A 24997-nucleotide genomic window follows, 5' to 3' on the forward strand; every position below is an offset into this window, starting at 1 on the left:
GGTAATGTATCTCCCTCTGTTCCCTTACGAGATATAACAATGACTCAAATTAATCGCGAAAGACTTGTAGACCACTTTATTGAACTAGTGAAAATCGACAGTGAAACAGGCAATGAACTCGCAATTGCGACCACTCTTGCAGAACAATTGGGCATGCTTGGTTTTAGCGTACAAAAATTGCCAGTACCTCAAGAATTCACCAATGGTTTCAATATCTATGCGCGTTTAGAGGGTGAAATTGAAGACAGCATCGTACTAAGCTGTCACATGGATACCGTAACTCCGGGCATCGGCATTGAACCCATCATTGAAGACGGTATTATCCGCTCAAAAGGTAATACAATTTTAGGCGGTGATGACAAATCAGGTATTGCTGCGATTATCGAAGCGGTTCGCTGCATTCAAGCTGAAAATCTTGCGCACAAAACCATCGAGATTGCTTTCACCGTTCACGAAGAAGGTGGCCTACACGGCTCAGAACACTTCGACATGGGATGCATCACCTCAAATAAAGCGATTGTTCTTGATACTGGCGGCCCAATTGGCACCATCGTAAACAAGGCTCCGGGTCAGCAAAAAATTGTTGCTACGATCAAAGGCCGCCCTGCTCATGCGGGACTAGCACCAGAAGAAGGGATTAGTGCAATTGGTGTAGCTGCAGATGCAATCACTCAAATGAATCTACTACGTATCGACGAAGAGACAACGGCTAACATCGGTATTGTCCATGGTGGTAACGCGACTAACATCGTCATGCCTGAACTTGAAATCATCGCAGAAGCTCGTTCATTAAACGATGATAAACTGACCGCTCAAGTTAACCATATGATTGAAACGTTCGAAGCAGCGGCGGCGAAACACGGTGCAGAAGTTGAAATTGAATCAACTCGCGCTTACAACGCATTTGTGATCGCTGATGACCACCCTCACATCGAAACAGTTAAAACCTCTTTCTCTGCTATTGGTTGTGATCCAATAACTAAAGCAACAGGTGGCGGTAGCGACGCAAATAACTTCAATGCGAAAGGTTTAACGACGGTGAACATCTCAACAGGTATGGCAAAAGTGCACACAACTGAAGAGTTCATCGCTATCGAAGACATGGTTAAAGTTTGTGAGTTCGTTAAGCACTATCTAACGCATTAATCACTTACGTTTTAAGTAGTGAAATGACAAAAACCACTCTATCGAGTGGTTTTTTGCTAGTTACTCTGAAGCAGCGGCTCTCTATTTAAAAATTTGCGATAAAAGCGTTCCCCCCTACACTCTCAGCCCATTTCCCCCTTACATATAATTAATAATTCTCATTGCCAAGTTGTAAAATGCCGTGCTCATGTCTACGTTATTTACATATCTTTCCCTAGATTTAAAGCGGTGCCGGGAAAGAGTAAAAAAACGTTGAGGCTTTTAGTTAAACCTGGGATTACTAATAATATCAGTTCTTCCAGAGGCAAATAGGGCTGAAACTGCGGATGAATACACTCAATTAATTCGGCAATTCAAACTTTAGAGACAGTGACTATTTAGTAATTAAGTGGAATGAAACCAGCGTCAAAACTAACGATTGACGCCACAGTCTCTTTTTATGTGATTGTCACGTAAGAATTACAAGCAACATACGCGTACAATAATATGCAACCCGTGAACTATTACAAATGGACATGACATGAAACCCCTTATTTATGAAACACTTGTAAACCTTGCTAACCAAGACCCAGAACAACACGCAACCATAAGACAAAACCTATATGAACAGTTGGATTTGCCTTTTGATAAACAGCTTGCTCTGTATGCTGGTGCACTTGGGCCAGCGAGTTCCGGGAAATTAGAAAGCCACGAAGCCATCAGTAATGCGGTGGATAGCGTTATTCACTTGTTAGAAACTCCTGAACACTAAATCTCTATACTTTCTATATTGGCTCTTTTCCCGAGAGCGAATTTAACGACGTCCGTATAGCGCCTATTGAGTCGTGAGCAAGGCTATCAGAGCCTTTAAGTCGATAGCACTTAGGCCTACAGCACTTAAGTTTTAAGTTTTGAAATGGAAAAACCACTCTATCGAGTGGTTTTTTATTAGAGTAAGCCACACTAATCCGCTTGGATCATTATCAACTTAGCTTAAAGCGGCCAACAACGTCCCCAAGCTGAGTATTGGTATCAGTAAGCTGGTGAGTACTATTCACCGTTTGTTGTCCGTTGTGACTAATGTTGTTGATCATCTCTTGAATGCTCGTCATATTACGGTTGATTTCTTCAGTCACCACACTCTGTTGCTCAGCTGATGCTGCTATTTGTGTAGTTAAATCATTGATTTCTATAATTGATTCAGTCATTGAATCCAGCGAGTTCATCACACGAGCCGTGGTTTCTGAAGTCTGCTGACAACTCGATTGCGTAGTTTTCATCGCATTCACAACGGTGTTATTTCCATTGCGTAGCTTAGTCAGCATTTCATTGACTTGGGATGTACTTTGCTGAGTACGAGCTGCTAGCGTGCGCACCTCATCTGCAACAACGGCGAAACCTCGACCTTGTTCACCAGCGCGAGCAGCTTCAATGGCGGCATTTAGAGCCAGCAGATTGGTTTGCTCGGCAATTTCGCCGATAACACCAAGAACAGAGCCAATCTGGTCAGTATCTTTACTCATTGCGGTAATGGACTGAGACATGCTAGCAACCTCTTCAACCAAAGCTGAAACACTTTGCACCGCTTCTTGCACAACCGCTTTCGACAAATTTGCTTCATCGTTTGTTTGATGAGTCAATTTTGCTGCATCAGCAGCACTTTGCGCGACAGATTCTGCAGTAGAACTCATTTCCGTAATAGCCGTTACAACTTGCTCAGTCTCTTTCGAATGGGCCGTTAGTAGAGTTTGGTTTGAATCTGCATTGTCACTAACAACATTAATACCCTGTTTGATCTGTTCACTCGATGCTGCCACCTCCAACATCATAATTTGCAGTTTTTCAATAAACAGGTTTATACCCGTTGCGATCTTCCCTAGGTCATCTTGAGTATCTATCTCTAAGCGACGGGTTAAATCTCCATTCCCTTGAGAAAGATCCGTGACAATGTTACGTAGTGAAACGATCGGCTTAAAGGCAATATTAACGGCGACAATACTAAGGGCGATAATAATGATCCCAGAGATAACTAAGGCAAACGTAATGCCATTATTAAGTTTGGCGGTATTTTGCAAAATATAGACATTATCAATATAGCCAGTTAGGCTCCATTGACTTCCACGAACGTCAAAAGTGTCCGGAAGTGGAATAAGATCCCCCTCAATTTTGTTTGAGAACAGGACATTGTTGCTTGGGTCGATGAGTTCCATGTAGCTACCATCAACCGCAGATGAAGCTAAAAGTTCTTGCGTATCGCTAAGATCAATATAGAAAATATTTCCTCCATCTTTACCGCTAGGTACAATGATAGTTAAAAGAGGTTTACCATCTTCATAAACGATATCACTGACTCTCACCTTACCATTGACCGAAGCAATCATGTCAATGAACGGTTGCGCTTCATCAGGGTTATCAATGCTCCCCTCAGGATTAAAGACTAAGTCACTCACCACTTTTACGATGTTATAAAACCCCGTTTTTTCTTGCGTGGATTTAATTGCGATCAAACCAAAGTTTAAGTTTTCCGCCAAAATAATTTTATTATTTATATCTTCAACCAATTTGTCCTTTACTAGGTTGATTTGACTATTGATGTTTTCAGTGTCGCTCTGATAAATGTAATTACTAATATGGTGACGAGCGCTGAAATATGACGTCAAAATGGTAATTGAAGTGATAATGATGAAAATTAAGATAATTTTCATCTTGAAAGGGAGGGATTTCTTCATCGATAGTACCAATTCCTTTTATGTGCGGCGGACATAATATCCCTAAATAAAAGAATGTTTTATGATGACAATCCTGTATTAAAATTTTATTTCATTGATGATACAGCGATCACAAAGCCACATATATTCAATTGGTTACATAGGTTTTCACAACAGAACTGTAGCCCGAATTTAACCACTGTCGAGAAGATAAATCCATTATCATCCTGCTATGCTTAACGATTCTTAAAGCAATATTCATACGTTATGCATGACCAATAATACCATATAATTTTTGAATAAATAGTCATCTGGCGATGTGTCATATTCAAAACTGGTATCGCGACATTCGTTCTACTCTCGCGAGTTACTCTCTAGCTATCTTTCTCAATAAATACCAAATAGATACCGGAGTAAGCATAAGAATAGAAAGTGAATGGTAAACAGGAATGAAACTTGATACTGCGATCTTACTTATATATTAACTCTATTAATTCTCTGACCAAGATATCGATAACTATATAAAACAAATAAACGTTTATTTCTTCTCAAATCAGTCGTGAAAATACCTATCCGGTAATGGTCGCAAATAATCCGGACGGCGTATTTATTAATAATTAATTGTGATAGGCTTATAGAGAGAATACAAAGCCATTTTTGCTATGTAAAAACATCAGGGATAAACAAAAAATCTATAATCTCTTTCATTAAATTAATTTTTATAAAGGGAAAAAACAGAAAAATGCGTCAATAATTGCTCATTGACGCAATAATCAGATATTATTGTTAAATCAGAATTTATAACCTACTTTAATAGATGCCATGGTATTTTCTATAGTAACTCCATCATCTGAACCTTCAAATTGAGTCACTTCTAGTCCAGAATATGCACCATTAAATGATTGATACGTGATACCCAAACCATAAATAAAATCAGTCCCACTCAAATGAATTGAGTAAGGTAAATCCGCACCCCAAGACGTAAAGCCCGCTTTTGCGTAAACATCAACCTCTTTTGTCAAGGAATAGCTTACAACTGGTGCTAGTGTGATGAATGTGAAATCAGCCTCTTCTGTGGTTCCATAGTCCAACGTTGTAATATCAACCCCAAGATTAACACCTAGTTTTACCTTATTTATCTCGTTATCTGATATAGGTGATAAAAGTGTATATTCGATGCCATACATATTTCCTTTGTCATCTGCTTCACCAACAAAACCATTCAGGCTCGTTGTTTGATCCAATCGACTAAATTTAATGCCTAATTTATGTTCAACATCCGCAAGAGAACCAAAACTGACTGCTGATAAGATCACCAACGGTATAACTCTATTCATTTTATAATCACCTAATAAATAACGGAAAATCCACATATGCAACAATGCCACACATCATATATCAGTGAGTTTTGGGATTGTATTGAATAGTTATAAATATTAGTTAACCTTGTCGCAAAATTAATAGCATCTGTGTTTACAAAAAACCTCGCAGTCAAAAAAGCATAAGGGACACACGCCATAACTCCTCCATAATTCACAACCACAGATATCTAAAGTTAAAGCTGAAAAAATATTATTAGTGTTTTCAAACAGGCTACCAACAACAAAAATGTATCCATACTGTCACGATATTGTAGCAATAGAGGAAAGTGATAATTGACGATGCCAAAACTTGGCTATCATTCATTATTGAGATGTTTTTTTTGATTTAATCAGATAGGGCGCTCTTTATCCATCCATACGAAATAGATGTATCCTTTTTTTATTTAAAGCATGTCTAACTATTCTTAGATCCTGCATGCAACCTACTGCCGAACTTCGGTGCTTCTCCAGTTCGGTGCAAGCTTTCAACCAATTAAGTTGAGTTAAATTAAGTCGCTGTAGGATTGGTGGCGTAGCTGAATTTAGAGAAGCTTTGTTCTCTCTATATTGCCGTGCAGTCCAATCAACTAACTCAATATAATCCATCAAGCGAAATGGGATACCGTCTAGTTTTTCGTCGGTTGAGTTACCAATGAATGGATGTAGGCAAGGAGCTGTTTCTTGTTGGTGGTTTAATGCTTCCAATCTCGCCTGAATAGAAGTGAATTCCGATGTTTCTGGCGTTGTAGCAACACCGACTCTTAACGGATTCAAGTCGACATAAGCCATCGCAGCAGCTAATGCTTGCTCATCCAGCAAAGCTTGGCTTTTAAAGCGGCTCTCCCAAAAATGTCCTCGACACTCATCTTCTCTATTAGCTTGACAAGCGATGTCATAGTTAAGCTCTTTCATGAACCAACTTAGATTCCACAAGCGAGATCGCCACGAGTCAATGATCGATACACACGCTTCTGTTTCTGCACGACTAATTAATTGCCCTGCTAGCCAACGCATAATTAGTCCAGGGAGTTTATGGTCTTGTCGCCAGCGCTCAACCACTTCATGGTTAGACAGAGCCAATGCTTTATCTTGATTAATGTGCACGACCAAATGATAGTGATTGCTCATAATCGCGTAGGCGCAGATATCAATGCAGTAAACTTGAGAAAGCGTATATATTTTCTGTTTTATCCAGTCTCGGCGGTGCTCGTAATTCTGCTCTGTTAGCGGGTCAATACCACATAAAAAACTACGTCTGACACAACGGGAAACACAATGATAATATGGTGTTACATCCACAGAGATCTGTTGTTTTCTAGCTATTGTCATCATCGTCCTTGTTGCTGTATTTAGTTTATTTAGCATAAGAAAACTAAATACAGCGGCAAGACTGAATTCCCCAACTTACAGCAAAGTTAACAGCAATCCATACTTTGCTTACTTTATAGTGTGTGTCCCCGTTAACTTTGACTATAACTCCCCCGCCTAACTCAACTATCAACCGTCATAACGATAAAAATAAATTATTGAATTATATAGATTTTATTGAATTAAGATCACATACACAAAGTGGAATATGTGCATACCTTTCATTAGAGTAAGAGCATATGGATTTACAGTATGTCCAACTCTAATTGAGATTGTTATGAAAATTAAATATTTACCAGCTGTGATAGCATCACTGTTGTCAGTCAATGCTTATGCAACAACTAACGATGCAGAGCAAAGTTATTTCAAATCAACTTCTGAAACCATGCATCAGAGCATCGTGAATAAAATTGATGAACTACGCATTTATGCGTCAGATGCAAATAATGTCATTGTTGAAAATGGCAAACGTAAAATCGAAGTGAATGGACAAAAATACTACATCACTGACGATAACTATATTTTCTTTGATCTGCCTAAACCTTTTTTAGATGAAACAGCATTCCGCAATGTATTCGATTTCATTGATAACGACTGGGAGCTAACTTGGTATGACGGTGGCATGGTTGTCGTTAACAAGCGATTTGGTAACTATGATTATGGTAATGGCTGCTTAATGGAGTATTTTCCAGACGGTACTGTAGATGCAAATGGCCCAACTCATGTAGCCCTTGAAACAACATCTTGTAAAGTAAACGATTTTGAAACGACTCAACAGTACTTTAGTAATGGCACATTTATTACTGCTGAACAATTGGGCGTTGACAATCTAGCAATTACCGCAGTTGAGCGTTATCAAGATAGATTATTTGTAACACAAGATACGAATCCAGCGTTTATTACTATTTTAGACATCAACACGAAAGAAATAATCGGTCGAATTGAAGGAATTGATACTCCTCGTGGCTATCAAGCATATAACCGTATTAACGAAATATCGATTACAGACGGTCGTTTATATGTTTCTTCTTTGTCGTCGAATCGTGTTGATATCTTTGATTTAGAAAACAACAATGAACTGATTGTATCTTTAGGTTCTGGCACTGGGTCATGGTCTGGGGTTAATGGACTCATTCATGCTCAAGCTTCTGCGGCAACAAACGACTATGTTTTTGTAACCGATGCTCAAACACGTATATCTGTGTATCGTCAAAAAGACTTAACGCCTGATAATCCTAATTTTGCGAAACGGGCTGGCTTCCTTACTTTCGAAGGAAAGTACAGTAATCGTAAAGTACAAATGCACACCATCGGTGATCATCTCATTGTTTCTACAGCAGATCGTGGCTACTTTATTTATGATTTAACAAAGGTAGAACAAGCATTAATCGATGGTGTTGATTTAGCGGCTGAAAAAGTTGTTTCACTAAACGTTCAAAAAATTGACTTAGATAACAATACATTAGTTGTTACCTTTAATAATCGCATTGAATGGCATGATGCAGAGACATTTGTCCAAAATGGGTTTGAGTTTGGCGAGCCACAAAAAACTATTAAAGCACTAGATGGCAAAGCTATTTCTAATTTAAAAGATATTCATTTCTCAAACAATGAGATGGTAACTGCAACTAGTGAACGAATTTCAATTAATCATTTATTGAACAACGAAATCACGTTTATATCCGGTGATACCATTGAACAAGATACGATTAAATTTGATCAGTTGATGCCAACGTCAGTAACTCAAGTATTGGGTAATGACGAAGCTCATGAGGTTTTAACTAACCGCGAGTTGCGTTCTGTCAATATTAATTCTTTGGTGCAAACTAAGCTGTTAGATAATAATACCGTTCAAATTACCAACTACGCAGCCAAAGAACTCCGAGATATATCATCAGAACTGAAACTTAATGGTGTAAATAAATGGTTTACATTAGGCACTATTGACCGTATCCCAGCTTATGCCCAAATTGTGCTTCCATTATCCGCATTTAGTTCAAATTACCAATTTAACAGTGCTAACCATGATGGCGTATTTGATCTTGCGGATTTATTTACTAGTGATATCGAAATTAAAGACCTATTTGAACATCGCTTTAGCTCAAGTTCAGATGAGTTTGCACAAAAACTATCTCGTTTAAAACCGACATGGGAAATTCGATTTGCAGGCACCGCTGATCACAAATGGCGTGATATGAATGGGCTATATGCGCGTGAATGGTTGATCATTATGACTAACTTTGCACACCTGGTATCATCAGATGAATTTAAACATGTTTGGTTTAATTTTGAAGATATTATGGACTACAACATGCACGCGTATGCGGGCCCAGTAGATCAACCCGGCGGTTACTTCACTGCTGAAGATTATGAGTACTACTACAACAGCATGTTGAAACGTCCATATGTGAATGCAGGTATCACCGCAATGGGTGGTGGTCTAGGTTCTGCAGGTATTATGGGGGTGGATACGTGGATGTTCTACAGCCACTACTATGGTCAATGGGGTATTATTGCCCATGAATTTGGTCACGGATTCGACGGAAAATCTTATGGTCACAACACCAGTTTTGCGAATGGAGGCAACGGCTGGCAACCATTAATGACTGTTGTTGCGAACTACCACATTCGCAAAGGTGATATGCCGTACATGGACGACAATATCAATGGCTTCTACAAAGAAGAAAACAGCGCGTACCACTATGCAGGTATAAGCCATGGTAAACGTAAACATCGTAGCGAATCACACATGTATCCGCTTGATGAGTACTTCATGACGTTCTCTGACATGCCTCAAGGTTGGTTTGCTCATTCAGAACAATTCACACCAAAAGCTCTTAACAATCAAGAACGCATGATGCTGGCGAAAATGCCGATCCATGGTGATGATCCGTACCTGTGTCGTTTTGAATACACAACAGAAACTGGCTCAACAACGTTACATGGCTACGTTGAAGCCGTTGATGATACACAATACCGTTGTACTGGTGGTGAGGAGATTTCTTATCGCCTACCAAATGGAGATAAAGTGAATGTCGCCTCTTCTGTTAATGAATTTGAATGGTTATCACTGTACTCTCCCGAGCAAAAAGGTGAGCAAGTTGTAACAGATAATGGACAAGCACTGTGTGCGATAAATAAAACCGATTTCTACGGGATTGGTTTCGTAAATAGTGGAAGCCAATGTACACAACAACCTGAAGTGTTCTGGTCAAATGGAAATCAATGGAAGTTCTCAAACGGTTGGATTGATTACAAATACCGCTAATTTGATATGACTGAATCATAATTTCTCTTGTTAAAAGTTCCACACGAGAAATTGAGATCCCGCCAATAGTTGAACAAGCAATTATTGGCGAGACTGACTTAATTTATCAGCAATTCAGCTTGTTACCATAGAATAGCATGGTAACAAGCTATCCCCAAAAACTTCCGTATACGTCAGCATTTAGAACGTCGAAGAAAGCATCAAGACAAGTTACCTCGGGCACTGGCTCATAAATATGCCATTTTAAATCAGACTTCATCCAATAGACTTTCCATCCGCCCTGTGATTTGTTGAACTTCACTTTTGCTATAGGGCTTTCCATTTTTTCACTCGGAGCATTCCATTTGGGGCGAACTGTGAATATTTCTATTGCTTGCCCTTCTATCCGATAGCCGATATCCAACTTTTTTCTCATCTCTACTGGTGGTCGACGAGAGTCGAGATAAACTTCAACTGCTTTTCCATATCGCTTTTGTTCGAATTCAGAGAACGCCATTTCTCTCCCAAAGCCTTTGGCTGTTAAATTCCATTTTGCTAATATTAGCTTATCTAACGCGCATGTTAAGCTATTATGATTCATATCTCGCAAGTCGCACCATTAATAGATCGACAACTAAAACTCTTACAACCGAAAGATGCCATTCAGTTTAAAACTTACAAGAAAGATCGCGGTTTTCTTATTTACTGCATTGATCCAGCTCACTTCCAAATTGTTGAAACTGGATTTACTAACACTTCATTGATCACAGATGTCGTGAGTATCAAAAAATACGCGCATAAAGCATTAAAGCGTGAGTTTCCTAGAAGTAACATGGTTTGGGTAACACATCATAGTAATGTAGATTCACCGTTTAACATCAACGACTCAAATTCACAGCAAGGTTCGTTATTTTGATGTCGCTTATCTTTGCAAAGATAAGGCAAGATACAATCGATGTTGATTTAAATTTTGTATCGTTACCTGATACTGGCATTCGAGTCGATGTTGGGTAAGTGTTCTCAATGAAATGTTTTTACCGCTTTCTGGGTCTTCTTCTGCATGCTAACTATGAGGAATATTATTTATGCATGCTGTAGAAAATAGTTCGAAGCAAAATAACATCGGATACCTTATCGGTGTTTTTGGGGTTTCATTAATTCTAGCTTGGATTGGAATCTATAAATTTACCCCTACCGAAGCGAAACTCATTCAACCACTGGTTGAAAACCATTTCGCGATGGGTTGGCTATATGACGTCATCTCCGTTCAAGCGGTATCTAATATCATTGGCACAACAGAAATTATTGTTGCTATTGGGCTTATCATTGGTATTAAACACACCAAAATAGCTTACTTTTCTGGCATAGCTGCAACGATTATTTTTGTATCTACATTAAGCTTTCTTCTGACTACCCCGAACACATGGAAAGTCTCTGACGGGATATTGATTACCAATTTTTTCTTAGTCAAAGACATTCTGTTTCTAGCGATATCAATCAGTGTTATCGAACGAAACAAACCTAAGAATTAATCATCAATATAGAGCCGAAATAAGTCACCTTTAAAGTAAGCTCTATTAGTCCTCATTTGTATAATATGTTTGCTCGTTTTTTTCTGTTAACAGTTGGAAAACAAGCAGGTATTGCCACGAGATACCATGAAATGAAGTCGCGATGTATGATCAAGTCATTGAGATGTTATGACAATACCGATCTTACTCGTTTGAAAAAACAGCAGCATAATTGAGGGATTGAAGCGGTTACTTTCTTTTACTTTGTTGAACCAACTTTTCATGCCATGCTGTGTTTCCGTCTCGCTTGCTTACGTCGTACTCTGAACAGAATTGCGATATGGTCATGTTGTTGTCACCAGTTGCTAACTTCAACGCCAATTCAACTTGTTGAAGTTTGCTTTGAAGACGCAGAATTTGACCAGCATTGGGACTTTTTTCTTTAGCGTATTTTAGGGCTGCATGCTTACGCTCTGCCGCGCCAGCTCTGCGGTCAGCTTCTCCTAACAAAAACTTTAATTGTGCGACCCCTTTCCCTTTTTTAAAAACAGGCGTGATCAATTCTACACAATCATCAAATGTCGGATCTAAGGTATATGGATCAATTTTACGAGCTTGTTGACGCATCCAGTCTAGTGCTAGTTCTTCATCTGACATAATGAAATCTTTACGTATAAAAAGGGCATCTATACTAGCTCTTAATAGTAAAGTTCTGCAATAACAGATTGATCGGCACAGGCTCTTTTCATTTATGATTCTTGGTCAATTTTAATCGCCACTTAGTCACAGCATACAAATCCATCAGAGAACATGATTCTGTTACTTGGATGCAAATAAATGTAGATACTTATTCGAATAAGTGGCTTGAATATCACACTATAACAAACACTTAAATGTAGGTTATTCGATGAGTTTATCGCTCACCCAAAACTTCAAACTCATCACTTACCATGCGAGCTTTACCGTCCACATCTAGCGTCCAGTGCTCACGATGAACCACACCAAGTGCTTTATTCATTGTCCAACTGGCTGATAAGACATATCCACCATTTTCGGCGATTTCCCACTTCACATCGGTGTAATCAACACTGTGAAAACCTTGATCCATAATGCCCTGCCAAAATGCTTGAATAGCTTCGCGCCCTTTAAACTCACCAAATGGTTTCGCAAGCATCACTGCATCTTCTAAATAAGCAGCAGCGCAACCAGCGGCATCTTGACGGTTAAAAGCAAGTTGCCAGTCAGCGATACCACGTTGACAGATTTCCAATTCAGATGAAGACATAGTTATTTCCTAATAGTGACAGCCCAAATTTTACGAAATAGTTGGGTATAGAAACGATACCAATAAGAATAGTCATTTGAATAAGGAAGAAAAACACCTATATTAAAATTCATTGTTTAATAAAACAGAACAATCACTATGAATCGCTTACGTCAGATGTCTCTCTTCGCTCATATCGTTGAATGTGGTTCTATTACCGCAGCAGCCGATGCTTTAGATCTTTCCAAATCGGTGGTAAGCCAACATTTAAAATCGTTGGAACAGGAATTGGGAGTCAGTTTGCTTAAGCGAACCACTCGCCGACAAACTCTCACGGTCGCGGGCGAATCTTTTTATGCAGGTTGTCGATCACTCAATCAAGTGGCAGACTCTGCATGGCAAAATGCCCAACAAGGCTTAACGACACCAAAAGGCTCTATCCGTATTACCGCACCAAATGCGCTAATGGAAACACTCATTAGCCCTGCTATAGCACAGGTGATGCAGCAATACCCGCTATTGGTACCTGAACTCATTAGCAGTGATGAACATTTAGATCTCATTGCTGAAAATATCGATTTAGCCATTCGCGTTGGTCATTCACGAGAAAGCTCTCTCAAGCAAAGGCGTATTGGGGAATTTCGAGATGTGCTATGTGCAACGCCTAATGTTGTCGCCGCGTTTAATGCAGATACGACGCCATATATTGCTAATTCATGGCAAAGCAAACAGATTCATCATATTTTGGAAAGTGCATCGCTGGGCGATATTGAATTGAAATGTGAAGCTAAATGCATCACAAACTCTTTCTACACCTGTGTTTCATTGATCAAAGCAGACGCTGGTGTTGGATTGGTTCCAGACTTTCACTTAGGCACGTTAGCGCCGATGTTAGTTACCCTATTCCCTCAGCACGTTTTACCCATTAATCCTATTTACGCACTGCACTCTTTCAATCATACGCCGCCTTTGAGCGTCTCGGTTTGTCTTGATGCGATAGAGCGTCAGTTATCTCAAACCGCAGGTCATTAATCTAGCTATGCTTAATAGATAAAAAAAACGGCGCTTTATAGACGCCGTTGATCCCTTAAGTCCACTCTCCAATAGCTTCATAAAACCTGTTATTCATATTGCCTATCGTTATAAAGCTCATCGTTACAAAAAAGGGAACTACCTATTAACTTTCTTTCATTGCTGAAATCACTGATGGGTCATTCAGTAGGTTAAACAATAAGCTCTTCGCTGATGAACGCTGAGCATCAGACAGCACTTTGCTTGGATTCTCTCGGGTCAGGGTAAGAATATTTTTGATGAATTTACTGTTAGTGCCTGAGATTTCGTATACAAATCTGAGTGTATCGAGTAGTTCATTCTGAGGAAGGCTATAAACCGCCATTTCACAACTCAGCCCATCCATAGCAAGTAGGTTATTGACCACCAGCATCTGCTCAGCCTTAAACTGTTCTTTGGCAACGTGAGCATCGATTAACGTTTGCACTCGTTCGGCAACGGCGACTGGAACTTCCATTGTTACTGTTTCATGGGTCATTAATGACTTCTCCTGATCTTGCTGGAATATGCGAACTTAAGTGTACGCCCTAGTTCACCTCTCGGCATTAACTTTAGCATTCAATGATGTAGGAAATCACTATAGCGTGATCTCCGTGAAGTGATTTCCTACAAAAAAGCCCCACATGTGGGGCTTGATTAATCAGCAGAAAACCATTGGCGAATTAGCAGATCTGACCAGCAGTGATCGCAATGTCTTTTTTATTGTCTAATGTAGCTTGAGCAATTAGGCGTAAACCCTCTGCAATCACATCCAAAGACATAGTTGCTTGGTTACCGGTTGTATCTTGCTCTGGCAACAATGGAATGTGAATAAAACCATGGCCAATGTTTTTATCGCGGAGGTAGTGCTGAACACCGTAGAACACGTGGTTACAAACAAACGTACCTGCCGTGTTAGAAACTTGGCAAGGAATGCCTTTCTCTTGCAACGCGCGCGTAATCGCTTTGATTGGCAGCGTAGTAAAGTAAGCGTCTGGGCCATCAACAACCACTGGCTCATCAATTGGCTGATTGCCGCCGTTATCAGGAATACGGAAGTCATCCACGTTAATCGCAACACGTTCAGGAGTGATCGCCGCACGACCGCCCGCTTGACCAACCGTGATAACAAAATCAGGTTGCTCTGCTTCAATCGCTGTGATGATGGTATCAATCGATTCGTAGCGAGTCACTGGCACTTCGCAGATAACAATCTTGCCACCCTCTAGCTCAATACCATCCAGTTTTTTAACCGCTTCTAATGCTGGGTTAATCGATGCGCCGCCAAAGGGTTCAAAACCAGTAATTAGTACTTTTTTCATAATGCTTCTCTAGGTAGTTAATCTCTAGGTGGTTAATTTTAAAATGCAAAGGTGTACATAACGAAGATGTTGAACATCAAAACTACCATACCTGGCATGACCTGCATCAAAATGACATGGTGTTTGTTTTTCAACTCTAATAGTGCCGCAGGTACAACGTTAAAGTTGGCTGCCATCGGCGTCATTAACGTACCGCAGTAACCAGATAACATGCCTAACACACCAATAATGGCTGCGTTACCACCGTGTTCAACGATTAACAGTGGAATACCAATACCTGTCGTTATTACTGCAAATGCCGCGAAAGCATTACCCATAACAACGGTAAAGATCATCATGCCCGCACAGTAAGCGATCACATTCACTAATACCATGTTTTCAGGGATCATCATCTTAACGATCTGAGCAACGGTATCGCCCACACCTGCTTGATTGAATAGAAAACCTAGCGCCGCTAAAAATTGCGACAAAATCGCAGCCCAACCAATAGAGTCAATCAAACGTCGACCTTCATTCAAACTGTGCATTGGGCGGCTTTTGGTGATCATCAACGCAACAAAAATCGCCGCGATTGAACTCACACCTAGGCCCACGAGTGCGCCCAATGAAGTGAATTGGCTGATTGCCACAGTACCAACAGGCACGATTACCGCAGGAACAAACAACTTATTTTTAAGGACAGACGCTGTTTCTGTACGCTCTTCATCTGATGTCGTGCCGTAGTTACCAATGCCCATAAAGCCACCAGCGGCTAAAGCTGTCAGCATTAACACCATCACACCCGTTACCCAGTGAGGGATCATCGCACCAAAAATAAACGTAATACCGTAAATCAGCCAAAATAAACCGCTACCGATGCGTTTTGGGTTCTGTTTATCAAGGAAACTCTGTAGTGAGAAAGCAAGTAACAACAAACCTGTTGTTTGGTAGATATACTCAAGCATGATTACTTCCCTTCTTCTTGTGCAGTTTCTGTCGTAGAAGTTTCAGTCACAGCATCTGCTGATTGACGGTTCAAGCGAGATTCAATGAATTTCGCAAACAATGAAAACACCACAAATGAAGCAATCGCTGTTGGCAAAGCCCAAAGCGCCATTGTTTCAAGTTTTACGTCCAACTGGTTGTCAGCCATTACGCCTTTAATCAACAAAATACCACCAGTGCCGATGAACAATAGCTGACTAAAGAAGTTACCGAAGTTCTCACTCGCCGCAGCCAGCGCACGAATTGATTGACGTTTCTCGTCTGAAAGATTTGGTGATGATTTCTCAGCCGCCGCTTCTGACATAGGTGCAATTAACGGACGAATCATTGATGGATGACCACCAATACTCAGCCCCATACCATTGGTCACTTTGCGCAGTAAAAGGTAGGTCATTAAAATTTTACTTACTGACGCTTTTTTCATAGAACCGATCAAAGCTTCTGCACGTTGACGTAAGCCGTAACGCTCAAGAATGCCGATCATAGGTAAGATAAGGATGAAAAGAGACATGTAACGGTTTTGAGTAAAAGATTGTCCTAATATCGATAGGATCTCCATTACCGCGATATCCGCGACCAAACCAGTTGCAACCCCGGCAACTAATATAACTAACAACGTATTCTGCTTGAGAGCAAGACCCACGGTTATTATCACAATGCCAATCAATGGCCAAAAATCAATCATAGGTACCCTCTGTACTTCCTGTTTATATATTTGTTATCAATGAAATACAAAAATCACCGATGCTTCGAGTATACGGAAGCGAATGCAAACGATTCAATTAGATATTTTTGTGATTTCAATCACTTTTATTTTTCGAAAATAAGATTCCAATTTAATATTTTTATAGAATTAGCCTTTAGAAAAACTGTTTTAAAAATCTCTTGCCACCTTATACCTGCTACCTTTCGCACTGCGTACAACCCAATATTCAATACTAATTTGAAAACCAAATAACATCGTCTTGCAGGTTATTCATAACTGAGTGAATCCCAAGATCTGAAATAAAAACTGACACTCTTAGTTGACTTTACCCTAGGGGTAAGCTTTATATTCCATATATCTCTTTATTTTGATTGGCTTATTTGAATGTCATCGGTTACGTTGAAATCGACATGGTTAACTCTAGTTACAGCGCTCACCTTATTGGTGTCTAGCGTCGTTTCTAGTGCGCCGCTTATGACATTTCAAATGATCGAAGCCAACACGAAAATGACGATGTCATCGCATGACGACAATAATGATGAATTGATGCATAGCTCAGGGCACAACGACTCTAGTCATCATGCGATGAATCAGAGTATGGACCCCAATCAAACGCATCATGCTTTAACTAGAGCACCATCTAATAGCCCACATCACAATTCAACTAGCGTTGAGAATGAGATTGGCAGTAACAATATCGATAGCATGATCAACTGCGCCGATGGTAATAACATGAGTCATAACTGTTGTGATGCAACCTGCACCAACGTCATGGCTGCCCTCTCTCAAGCCCGTGCTTCGCATTTTCAACATACTCAGCTCGCACTAATGCCTCTTGAGGGGCTTACTGCAGAAACCTTCGAGCCAAGTTCGCTCTACCGCCCCCCTATAGCTTAATTCTGTTCTCCTTTTCGGCCCTCGACACTTTCTCTCGAGGTGATTAGTTGCGCCTATACATTAGAGGCCATTCGCCCTAAATGTATGCGCTTAAAGAATGGATATTTTTGTGATGAACAATCCAAGCGTTTTGGCTCACTCCTTGTGCGCCGTGGCAGTTATTTCCGCGCCAATGGCAATGGCTCATAACAGTGAGAGCCCCCCTCGCATCGCTGTTTCACACTCGATAACAAGATTAATCGAACAAGCTATTACTCATGATGCAACTCGCAAGCAGTTTGCCGCGCAATCACAAGCGGTTCGTGAAACTGGTATAGCTAGTGCCACTCTTATGGATCCAAAAGTAAAAATCGGCGTTGGTGGGCTACCCACTGACAGTTTCAAATTCGATGACGACCCTATGACCAACATCTCTTTGGGTGTTATGCAGCAATTTGAGCGTGGTGACACATTAGATTTACAACAGAAAAAAGCTAACCAACAAGCTGATAGCATCACATTACAAAGCGCAGCTCGGGAATTAGACATTGCCAATGCGATGAGCCAACTGTGGCTTGAACTTGGCTATCAACAAACAGCGCAGCAGATTTTGCGTGAAAATCAGCGTCTATTGAGAGAACTCGAAAACGTCATTCAAACCAATTACGCCATTGGCACCAGTGAAGCTCAAGATCTATTACAAGCTCAACTTCAAGTTAGCCAGTTAGATGAAAAGCTCAATGCAAATCAGCAGATGCAGCAACGCATCATTGCGCAGCTTTCAGAGTGGCTCGGTTCAAAATGGCTCGATAATAATCCATCCAACCCAAAACCAAATTTACAGGCGACCAATCAACTCGACTGGATAAAGCTTGATGGGTTAATCGATACAGAGCGTGATCAGACACAACACTATCGCCTACTCGCACAACATCCAATGGTAAAAATGGCGGATATCGCCATTGCGACTAATCACACTCAAGTAGAGATAGCTGAACAAGCCTATCAACCGCAATTTGGGGTTGAAGTCATGTATGCCTATCGACAAGCCAACAATATGCGTGGAGAACCGGCCTCAGATCTGGTCAGTGCATACCTCACCATGGATATCCCCCTATTTACAGGTAACCGACAAGATCGAACTCATGCTGCGACGCAATATCAACTTGGAGCAACACAGCAGCAAAAAGACCGCCTATTGGCGCAAATGAACGCCAATGTGAATCGCCTCTTGGTCGATAGAAGTAACCTAACTCAGCGATTAGAACGCTACAGCCTAACCTTGTTACCACAAGTAGAAGCTCGAATCGACGCTGTAGAACGTGGCTATCAAAACAACACGGCACAATTTAATGATGTGATTTCAGCTAGTCGTGAAGCGCTGAATCTGCAACTTGAACAAGCTCGTTTAGTGACGGATCTGAATATTGTGAACAGTAATTTGGCGGCACTATTAAGTGCGTTTGATTACCAAGTCACGCCAGCGACTTACTCAATTCATGATACTCAACCGACAAATTAGGACAATCCAATGAGCACACATACAAAAACAAATCAGACTTCTAAGCACATTACCAAGATTGCCCCTGTCGCTTTATTAATCGGCATTGCACTGGGCGTGGGTATCAGCCAATCATCTGCATTCAACGGCCTATTGCACCCTATTATGGGTATGGATACACAAGTGGCCCAGGAATCTTCATCATCAGAGGACGATGCTCCGTTATATTGGGTTGCACCGATGGACCCGAATTATCAACGTGATAAACCGGGAAAATCACCAATGGGTATGGATCTCATTCCGGTTTACGCCAGTGATCTGGGTAATAAAGGCGATAAAGCCGGTACGGTGAAAATTAGCCCCTCAGTTGAAAATAATCTTGGCGTAAAAACGACTCAGGTAGCTTGGAATACATTATCTCCTCGTATCGAAACCGTCGGTTATATTGCTTTTGATGAAAGCCAGCTATGGCAAACCAACGTTCGCGTTGCGGGTTGGGTTGAGAAGTTATTTATTAATGCGGTCGGTGAACGTGTTCAAAAAGGCGATGTACTCTTCACGCTCTATTCGCCGGAAGTCGTCAAGGCGCAAGAAGAGTTATTAAATGCGTATCGAACCGGTCGCAGTGGTCTTGTTACAGGTGCAACCGAACGACTCGTGACATTAGGGGTGGATCGCTCTCAAATAACACAAATCGTAAAACGTGGTAAAGCAACTCAAACGATTGAAGTAAAAGCGGTCGCCGATGGGATTATCGCCAGCCTGAATATTCGTGAGGGCGGCTATTTATCACCTGCGCAAGCAGTGATCAGTGCTGGCCCTTTAAACGAAGTGTGGGTCGATGCAGAAGTCTTTGAGCGCCAAGCTCAGTGGATGAAAGCAGGGACAGACGCCACAATGACGCTCGATGCAATTCCCGGAAAAACATGGCAAGGCAGTATCGACTACGTCTATCCGATTCTTGATCCCAAGACACGAACGCTGCGTGTTCGCCTTAAGTTCCCTAATCCCGATGGCGAATTGAAACCCAATATGTTTGCTAACATCGCGTTGCAACCTGTCAGTGAGCAATCAGTATTGACCGTTCCTCGCTCCTCTGTGATCCGTGCTGGAGGAATGACACGAGTTGTTCTTGCTGAGGGCAATGGCAAATATCGCTCAACACGTATCGAAATCGGAAAAGAAGCGGGCGATTTAATTGAAGTTAGCGGAGGGTTGAATGAACAGGATCGCATCGTCACTTCTGCACATTTCTTAATTGACTCAGAGTCAAGCCAATCCGCTGACTTATCGCGTATTTCTATGCGTAATGATCATCAAACCTCATCACCACTAGAAACGGTATGGGCAAAAGGTCAAATCACCGATGTTATGCAAGGTCATCGAATGCTCACCATCAACCATCAACCAGTACCTGAGTGGAATTGGCCAGGGATGGTGATGAACTTTACCTTTGCTGATTCTGTCATGCTCTCAGACAAACAATGGCAGGAACTGCAACGCGGTCAAACGATTGAATTTGAAATGGCGAAAACCCCAGATGGCCAATATCAGATTGTCGATTTTCGTTTCAATAACAGCAAATCAAACAAAGACGCAATAGCCACTGAGGTGTGGGTCGATGGCTCAATCACTATGCTCATGGCGGATTTTGACATGATCACACTCTCCCACTCCGCAATTCCACAATGGGACTGGCAAGCTGGAGAGATGAACTTCACCGTTGGCAGCAGTATCGATCTTAGTGGTCTATCTGAGGGGCAGAAATTACGTTTTCTTGTCGCTAAAAATGGTTCTGAGTTCAGTCTCGAACGTATCGAGACACAAAATACGGAATCTGATCACAAGGAGGAGATGTAATGATTGCAGCCATTATTCGTTGGTCAATCAACAACCGATTTCTCGTCTTGGTCGCGACACTCTTTTTGACCCTTGGGGGTCTTTACAGCGTGAAGAATACACCAGTTGATGCGCTACCTGATTTATCAGATGTGCAGGTGATCATTAAAACCAGTTATCCGGGTCAAGCACCACAAGTGGTGGAAGACCAAGTCACCTACCCACTCACTACCGCAATGCTCGCAGTACCGGGCGCGAAAACCGTTCGTGGTTATTCATTCTTTGGCGATTCTTATGTCTATATCATTTTTAATGATGATACCGATATGTATTGGGCTCGCTCACGAGTTTTAGAATACCTAAGTCAAGTCGCTCCTAAACTGCCACCGAATGCCAAACCGACACTCGGGCCAGATGCAACGGGAGTGGGCTGGATATATAGCTATGTGTTGCAAGACAAAACTGGGCAACACGATCTTGCCGAGTTACGTAGCTTGCAAGATTGGTTTTTAAAATATGAATTGCAAACGGTCGCGGGCGTCTCTGAAGTGGCGACGGTCGGCGGTATGGTGAAGCAATATCAGGTTCAAATTGATCCAGCGAAGTTGCGTGCTTATGATCTCACCTTGCAGCAAGTCAATATGGCGATTCAAAACGGCAACCAGGAAACCGGCGCTTCTGTTATTGAAGTCGCTGAAGCTGAGCATATGGTTCGCACCACGGGTTACTTGACTGGTATCGAAGACATTCAATCACTACCATTGAAAGTGACTGAGAAAGGCACACCGCTATTATTAGGCGATATTGCTGATATCAATCTTGGCCCTCAAATGCGCCGTGGTATTTCAGAGTTCAATGGTGAGGGTGAAGCGGTAGGCGGCGTTATAGTGATGCGTTTTGGTGAAAACGCCAGCGACGTTATCGACCGAGTCAAAGAAAAACTCACGGTGCTACAGCGCAGTTTGCCGCCGGGCGTTGAAATTGTCGCGACTTATGATCGTTCGACATTGATTGACTCTGCCGTTGAAAACCTTTGGAAAAAACTGGCTGAAGAGTTCATCGTCGTTGCGATTGTTTGCGCACTGTTCTTATTCCACATTCGTTCGTCATTGGTTATCGCCCTAAGTTTGCCAGTGGGTATTTTGTCTGCATTTATCGTCATGCACTGGCAAGGGATCAACGCAAATATCATGTCACTCGGCGGCATTGCCATTGCGATAGGTGCCATGGTCGATGGTGCCATCGTCATGATAGAAAACGTGCATAAACACATCGAGAAAACACCCCTCACCGATGAAAATCGCTGGCAAGTCATCTCAAAAGCGGCTGAAGAAGTCGGCGCGCCGTTGTTCTTTTCGCTGCTTATCATCACGTTAAGTTTTGTGCCCGTATTTGCACTTGAGGGCCAAGAGGGAAAAATGTTCTCGCCGTTGGCGTTTACAAAAACCTACGCAATGGCTGCTGCAGCTGGCCTTGCCATCACCTTGGTACCCGTATTAATGGGCTATTTTATTCGCGGTAAAATTTTGCCCGAAAACAAAAATCCAGTGAATAAAGGCTTGATTGCCCTCTATCGCCCTGCACTGTCGTTAAGTTTAAAGTACCCAAAATCAATCATTCTCATCGCAGTTGCGTTGATGGGTTCAGCCTACTATCCATTGAGTAAAATGGGCAGCGAGTTTATCCCACCATTGGATGAGGGCGACTTAATGTACATGCCAACAACCTATCCCGGTATTTCAATAGGTAAAGCACGGGAGTTACTACAGCAAACCAACAAATTAATCAAAACCGTTCCTGAGGTAAATACCGTATGGGGCAAAATTGGCCGAGCAGATACCGCGACCGATCCCGCTCCGCTGACGATGATTGAAACAGTAATACAGCTAAAACCTCGCGACCAATGGCGTGACGGCGTAACAACCGAATCGCTGCGTAAAGAGTTTGATGCCCTTGTTCAATTCCCAGGGCTAACCAATGCTTGGGTTATGCCAATCAAAACTCGCATTGATATGTTAGCAACCGGAATTAAAACGCCTATCGGGATCAAAATTGCAGGCGCAGATTTGAAAACCATTGAAAACATCGGTGCTGAACTCGAACCAATCCTCAATAATATTCAAGGCACGGCTTCTGTTTATGCTGAACGTGTTGCCGGCGGACGTTACGTCACTATCGATATTAAACGTCGCGCCGCAGCTCGTTATGGTTTGAGTATTAAAGACGTTCAACAAGTCGTATCAACTGCGGTTGGCGGAATGAATGTTGGCGAAACCATTGAGGGACTTGAACGCTACCCGATTAACGTGCGTTATCCACAAAACTATCGTGATTCGGTAACCACACTTCAAACGCTGCCATTGGTGACCCCTAATGGCGCACGTATCGCACTTGCTGATGTGGCAGATGTCCGTTACGAAGATGGTCCTCCAATGATCAAAACGGAAAATGCACGACCAAACGGCTGGGTATTTGTTGATATTGAAGGCAGAGATCTCGGCTCCTACGTGGATGAAGCTCAACAAGCCGTTGCCTCACAGTTGTCATTGCCTGCTGGGTACTCACTAGCGTGGTCTGGTCAATATGAATACATGGAACGCGCTAAAGAACGATTGAGTGTCGTGGTTCCTATCACTTTGGCCATCATCATGTTGCTGCTCTATTTGAGCTTCCGTCGTGTGGGTGAAGTGCTAATTATCATGGCGACACTGCCTCTCGCCATGGTTGGTGGACTGTGGTTGATGCAATATCTCGGCTTCAATTTCTCGATAGCGGTTGGTGTTGGCTTTATTGCCCTTGCGGGAGTGGCTGTTGAAATTGGTGTCATTATGTTGGTTTATCTCAACCAAGCGTGGGAAAGCAAAAAGCAGCAATCACAGCACGATCGCAATCCGTTGCAAGCACAAGATCTTACTGACGCCATTAATGAGGGGGCTGGGCTTCGGGTTCGTCCCGTCATGATGACGGTACTTACCGTTATTATCGGTCTTATTCCCATCATGTATGGCGAGGGAACCGGCTCAGAAGTGATGCAGCGAATTGCAGCACCCATGATTGGTGGAATGGCTTCGGCATTGATTCTGACACTGCTTGTGCTGCCAGCCACGTTCAAACTGTGGAAAGAACGCGAGCTAATTCGACAGAAAACCGAGCATCAAAATCTCAATCAGCAACCACTAAACCACTAAACCACTAAACCACTAAACCACTAAACCACTAAGGTTAGAACCAGAAAATAAAGCCATAACAAAACACACAACCAACAAGCGTTCAACTTAACGAAACTGGGGCGATGTAGAGCATCGCCCAGATAATTAGACTTCACAAGGAAAGAAAAGGAAAGCACCATGAAAAAAACAATCTTCACACTGGCCCTAACTCTCACCAGCACGTTGGCTATTGCACAAGGTATAGATCACTCATCAATGGAACATGGCGAGATGAAACACGGAAAAATGATGAAAGAAATGGATCACAGCAACATGATGAACATGCACGGCATGTCAAAAGTGGGAATGCCAGCTAAAGGAGCAAAGCCAGACAAAGTCGTTCATGTAATTCTCGCAGATGACATGAGCATTACTTTTAAAAAAGAAGTGAATATCGAACCTAATGATGTGGTTCAATTTGTCGTAATGAACACAGGAAATCAGCCACACGAGTTTTCAATTGGCTCTAAAGATGAACTTACCGCGCATAGAGAAATGATGGCGAAAATGAAAGGAATGGAACACGACACTAATAGCTCCATCATTGTTCAACCTAAAAAGGCTCGTCAATTTGTTTGGCATTTCCACGGTGACAACAAGGTAGAAATTGCCTGTAATCTCGCCGATCATGCCAATGCTGGTATGGTGAAAAAACTCACACTGTAATATCTATATTAAGCTTGATTGATGATCGTAAATAAGAATCAATATTCCAAACCTAAGCAACGAGATTGATTGTAAAGTAACTGGATTCGAGGCAATAAAAACGGGAGCTTAAAGCTTAATGCTGATCGTTTTAAATAATTGAACGATCCTGAGCAGGGTTCATAATCGGTCTCAACATAGTTGAGGCCGATTTTTTTATGTCTGAGTTTTCTAAAGAGTTACAGATTACCGCTGAGTTTTGCCAAGAACATCATCTCAAT

21 protein-coding genes are annotated in these 24997 nt (G+C 41.7%); 11 read left to right on the forward strand and 10 right to left on the reverse strand.

All coding sequences use genetic code 11. The features are described 5' to 3' along the window. Positions 1 to 39 precede the first annotated feature (39 nt). A complete protein-coding gene (locus tag DZ860_RS07370; RefSeq protein ID WP_120030285.1) occupies positions 40 to 1146 on the forward strand; it encodes a M20/M25/M40 family metallo-hydrolase in 1107 nt (368 codons plus the stop codon). Between the two features lie 520 nt (positions 1147 to 1666). Next, positions 1667 to 1897: a PAS factor family protein gene (locus tag DZ860_RS07380; RefSeq protein ID WP_120030286.1), complete on the forward strand. Its 231-nt coding sequence runs from the start codon at positions 1667 to 1669 to the stop codon at positions 1895 to 1897. A gap of 211 nt (positions 1898 to 2108) precedes the next feature. On the opposite strand, the gene DZ860_RS07385 is transcribed toward DZ860_RS07380, so the two are convergent. The 3 genes from DZ860_RS07385 to DZ860_RS07395 form a co-directional block, all read right to left on the reverse strand. Next, positions 2109 to 3854 (reverse strand): methyl-accepting chemotaxis protein, encoded by a 1746-nt coding sequence (locus DZ860_RS07385; protein WP_120030287.1) that lies wholly within the window; start codon positions 3852 to 3854, stop codon positions 2109 to 2111. A gap of 770 nt (positions 3855 to 4624) precedes the next feature. After that, positions 4625 to 5170, reverse strand: coding sequence for an outer membrane beta-barrel protein (locus DZ860_RS07390; protein WP_120030288.1), 546 nt, complete (start codon positions 5168 to 5170; stop codon positions 4625 to 4627). Between the two features lie 390 nt (positions 5171 to 5560). Next, entirely contained in the window at positions 5561 to 6523 is a 963-nt protein-coding gene (locus DZ860_RS07395) for a transposase (RefSeq protein WP_207890608.1), read from the reverse strand. 316 nt (positions 6524 to 6839) lie between these two features. Between DZ860_RS07395 and DZ860_RS07400 the strand changes: the two genes are divergently transcribed. Further along, positions 6840 to 9830 carry a YncE family protein gene (locus DZ860_RS07400; RefSeq protein ID WP_120030289.1) on the forward strand — a complete coding sequence of 997 codons (2991 nt, stop codon included), beginning with the start codon at positions 6840 to 6842 and terminating at the stop codon, positions 9828 to 9830. A gap of 148 nt (positions 9831 to 9978) precedes the next feature. On the opposite strand, the gene DZ860_RS07405 is transcribed toward DZ860_RS07400, so the two are convergent. Continuing rightward, the gene (locus DZ860_RS07405; protein WP_243641826.1) at positions 9979 to 10410 is read right to left on the reverse strand and encodes a DUF3024 domain-containing protein; all 432 of its coding nucleotides are present in this window, start codon (positions 10408 to 10410) and stop codon (positions 9979 to 9981) included. Here DZ860_RS07405 and DZ860_RS07410 point away from each other — a divergent pair. After that, positions 10402 to 10725, forward strand: coding sequence for a hypothetical protein (locus tag DZ860_RS07410; protein WP_120030291.1), 324 nt, complete (start codon positions 10402 to 10404; stop codon positions 10723 to 10725). The two genes, DZ860_RS07405 and DZ860_RS07410, sit on opposite strands and share 9 nt — an antisense overlap. Positions 10726 to 10894: 169 nt before the next feature. Further along, the gene (locus tag DZ860_RS07415; protein ID WP_120030292.1) at positions 10895 to 11341 is read left to right on the forward strand and encodes a DUF417 family protein; all 447 of its coding nucleotides are present in this window, start codon (positions 10895 to 10897) and stop codon (positions 11339 to 11341) included. Positions 11342 to 11569: 228 nt separating this feature from the next. On the opposite strand, the gene DZ860_RS07420 is transcribed toward DZ860_RS07415, so the two are convergent. Together DZ860_RS07420 and DZ860_RS07425 are read right to left on the reverse strand one after the other, a co-directional pair. Beyond that, entirely contained in the window at positions 11570 to 11977 is a 408-nt protein-coding gene (locus DZ860_RS07420) for a hypothetical protein (RefSeq protein ID WP_120030293.1), read from the reverse strand. 256 nt (positions 11978 to 12233) lie between these two features. Then, complete coding sequence (locus tag DZ860_RS07425; RefSeq protein WP_120030294.1) at positions 12234 to 12605, reverse strand: YybH family protein; 372 nt, start codon at positions 12603 to 12605, stop codon at positions 12234 to 12236. Between the two features lie 138 nt (positions 12606 to 12743). Here DZ860_RS07425 and DZ860_RS07430 point away from each other — a divergent pair, with 138 nt between their 5' ends. Continuing rightward, the gene (locus DZ860_RS07430) at positions 12744 to 13616 is read left to right on the forward strand and encodes a LysR family transcriptional regulator (protein WP_120030295.1); all 873 of its coding nucleotides are present in this window, start codon (positions 12744 to 12746) and stop codon (positions 13614 to 13616) included. A gap of 145 nt (positions 13617 to 13761) precedes the next feature. Here DZ860_RS07430 and DZ860_RS07435 read toward each other — a convergent pair whose 3' ends face one another. From DZ860_RS07435 to DZ860_RS07450, 4 genes are all read right to left on the reverse strand, one after another. Continuing rightward, positions 13762 to 14133: a hypothetical protein gene (locus DZ860_RS07435; RefSeq protein WP_120030296.1), complete on the reverse strand. Its 372-nt coding sequence runs from the start codon at positions 14131 to 14133 to the stop codon at positions 13762 to 13764. A gap of 184 nt (positions 14134 to 14317) precedes the next feature. Then, a complete protein-coding gene (gene pcp, locus DZ860_RS07440) occupies positions 14318 to 14956 on the reverse strand; it encodes a pyroglutamyl-peptidase I (RefSeq protein ID WP_120030297.1) in 639 nt (212 codons plus the stop codon). A 38-nt stretch (positions 14957 to 14994) separates the two neighbouring features. Continuing rightward, a complete protein-coding gene (locus DZ860_RS07445) occupies positions 14995 to 15900 on the reverse strand; it encodes a DUF979 domain-containing protein (protein ID WP_120030298.1) in 906 nt (301 codons plus the stop codon). Between the two features lie 2 nt (positions 15901 to 15902). Continuing rightward, positions 15903 to 16625 carry a DUF969 domain-containing protein gene (locus DZ860_RS07450; protein WP_120030299.1) on the reverse strand — a complete coding sequence of 241 codons (723 nt, stop codon included), beginning with the start codon at positions 16623 to 16625 and terminating at the stop codon, positions 15903 to 15905. A 405-nt stretch (positions 16626 to 17030) separates the two neighbouring features. Here DZ860_RS07450 and DZ860_RS07455 point away from each other — a divergent pair, with 405 nt between their 5' ends. From DZ860_RS07455 to copI, 5 genes are all read left to right on the forward strand, one after another. Continuing rightward, positions 17031 to 17543, forward strand: coding sequence for a hypothetical protein (locus tag DZ860_RS07455; protein ID WP_120030300.1), 513 nt, complete (start codon positions 17031 to 17033; stop codon positions 17541 to 17543). Positions 17544 to 17640: 97 nt separating this feature from the next. Next, a complete protein-coding gene (locus tag DZ860_RS07460; protein WP_120030301.1) occupies positions 17641 to 19044 on the forward strand; it encodes a TolC family protein in 1404 nt (467 codons plus the stop codon). A 9-nt stretch (positions 19045 to 19053) separates the two neighbouring features. Then, positions 19054 to 20883 (forward strand): efflux RND transporter periplasmic adaptor subunit, encoded by a 1830-nt coding sequence (locus tag DZ860_RS07465; RefSeq protein WP_120030302.1) that lies wholly within the window; start codon positions 19054 to 19056, stop codon positions 20881 to 20883. After that, a complete protein-coding gene (locus DZ860_RS07470) occupies positions 20883 to 24050 on the forward strand; it encodes an efflux RND transporter permease subunit (protein WP_120030303.1) in 3168 nt (1055 codons plus the stop codon). The genes DZ860_RS07465 and DZ860_RS07470 overlap by 1 nt, the downstream gene beginning before the upstream one ends. A 159-nt stretch (positions 24051 to 24209) precedes the next feature. Then, the gene (copI, locus tag DZ860_RS07475; protein WP_120030304.1) at positions 24210 to 24737 is read left to right on the forward strand and encodes a copper-resistant cuproprotein CopI; all 528 of its coding nucleotides are present in this window, start codon (positions 24210 to 24212) and stop codon (positions 24735 to 24737) included. Positions 24738 to 24997: the final 260 nt, after the last annotated feature.

This window comes from Vibrio sinensis, assembly GCF_003605645.1.
Taxonomy (GTDB): domain Bacteria; phylum Pseudomonadota; class Gammaproteobacteria; order Enterobacterales; family Vibrionaceae; genus Vibrio; species Vibrio sinensis.

Excerpts from the sequence above, each read along its gene's own strand:
- DZ860_RS07450 (WP_120030299.1), bottom strand. The coding sequence starts at position 16,625 with ATGATTGATTTTTGGCCATTGATTGGCATTGTGATAATAACCGTGGGT.
- DZ860_RS07410 (WP_120030291.1), top strand. The coding sequence starts at position 10,402 with ATGATTCATATCTCGCAAGTCGCACCATTAATAGATCGACAACTAAAA.
- DZ860_RS07415 (WP_120030292.1), top strand. The coding sequence starts at position 10,895 with ATGCATGCTGTAGAAAATAGTTCGAAGCAAAATAACATCGGATACCTT.
- DZ860_RS07390 (WP_120030288.1), bottom strand. The coding sequence starts at position 5,170 with ATGAATAGAGTTATACCGTTGGTGATCTTATCAGCAGTCAGTTTTGGT.
- DZ860_RS07425 (WP_120030294.1), bottom strand. The coding sequence starts at position 12,605 with ATGTCTTCATCTGAATTGGAAATCTGTCAACGTGGTATCGCTGACTGG.
- DZ860_RS07455 (WP_120030300.1), top strand. The coding sequence starts at position 17,031 with ATGTCATCGGTTACGTTGAAATCGACATGGTTAACTCTAGTTACAGCG.
- DZ860_RS07445 (WP_120030298.1), bottom strand. The coding sequence starts at position 15,900 with ATGCTTGAGTATATCTACCAAACAACAGGTTTGTTGTTACTTGCTTTC.
- DZ860_RS07395 (WP_207890608.1), bottom strand. The coding sequence starts at position 6,523 with ATGACAATAGCTAGAAAACAACAGATCTCTGTGGATGTAACACCATAT.
- DZ860_RS07465 (WP_120030302.1), top strand. The coding sequence starts at position 19,054 with ATGAGCACACATACAAAAACAAATCAGACTTCTAAGCACATTACCAAG.
- DZ860_RS07385 (WP_120030287.1), bottom strand. The coding sequence starts at position 3,854 with ATGAAGAAATCCCTCCCTTTCAAGATGAAAATTATCTTAATTTTCATC.
- DZ860_RS07400 (WP_120030289.1), top strand. The coding sequence starts at position 6,840 with ATGAAAATTAAATATTTACCAGCTGTGATAGCATCACTGTTGTCAGTC.
- DZ860_RS07430 (WP_120030295.1), top strand. The coding sequence starts at position 12,744 with ATGAATCGCTTACGTCAGATGTCTCTCTTCGCTCATATCGTTGAATGT.
- DZ860_RS07470 (WP_120030303.1), top strand. The coding sequence starts at position 20,883 with ATGATTGCAGCCATTATTCGTTGGTCAATCAACAACCGATTTCTCGTC.
- DZ860_RS07460 (WP_120030301.1), top strand. The coding sequence starts at position 17,641 with ATGGATATTTTTGTGATGAACAATCCAAGCGTTTTGGCTCACTCCTTG.
- DZ860_RS07370 (WP_120030285.1), top strand. The coding sequence starts at position 40 with ATGACTCAAATTAATCGCGAAAGACTTGTAGACCACTTTATTGAACTA.
- copI (WP_120030304.1), top strand. The coding sequence starts at position 24,210 with ATGAAAAAAACAATCTTCACACTGGCCCTAACTCTCACCAGCACGTTG.
- DZ860_RS07420 (WP_120030293.1), bottom strand. The coding sequence starts at position 11,977 with ATGTCAGATGAAGAACTAGCACTAGACTGGATGCGTCAACAAGCTCGT.
- pcp (WP_120030297.1), bottom strand. The coding sequence starts at position 14,956 with ATGAAAAAAGTACTAATTACTGGTTTTGAACCCTTTGGCGGCGCATCG.
- DZ860_RS07435 (WP_120030296.1), bottom strand. The coding sequence starts at position 14,133 with ATGACCCATGAAACAGTAACAATGGAAGTTCCAGTCGCCGTTGCCGAA.
- DZ860_RS07405 (WP_243641826.1), bottom strand. The coding sequence starts at position 10,410 with ATGAATCATAATAGCTTAACATGCGCGTTAGATAAGCTAATATTAGCA.
- DZ860_RS07380 (WP_120030286.1), top strand. The coding sequence starts at position 1,667 with ATGAAACCCCTTATTTATGAAACACTTGTAAACCTTGCTAACCAAGAC.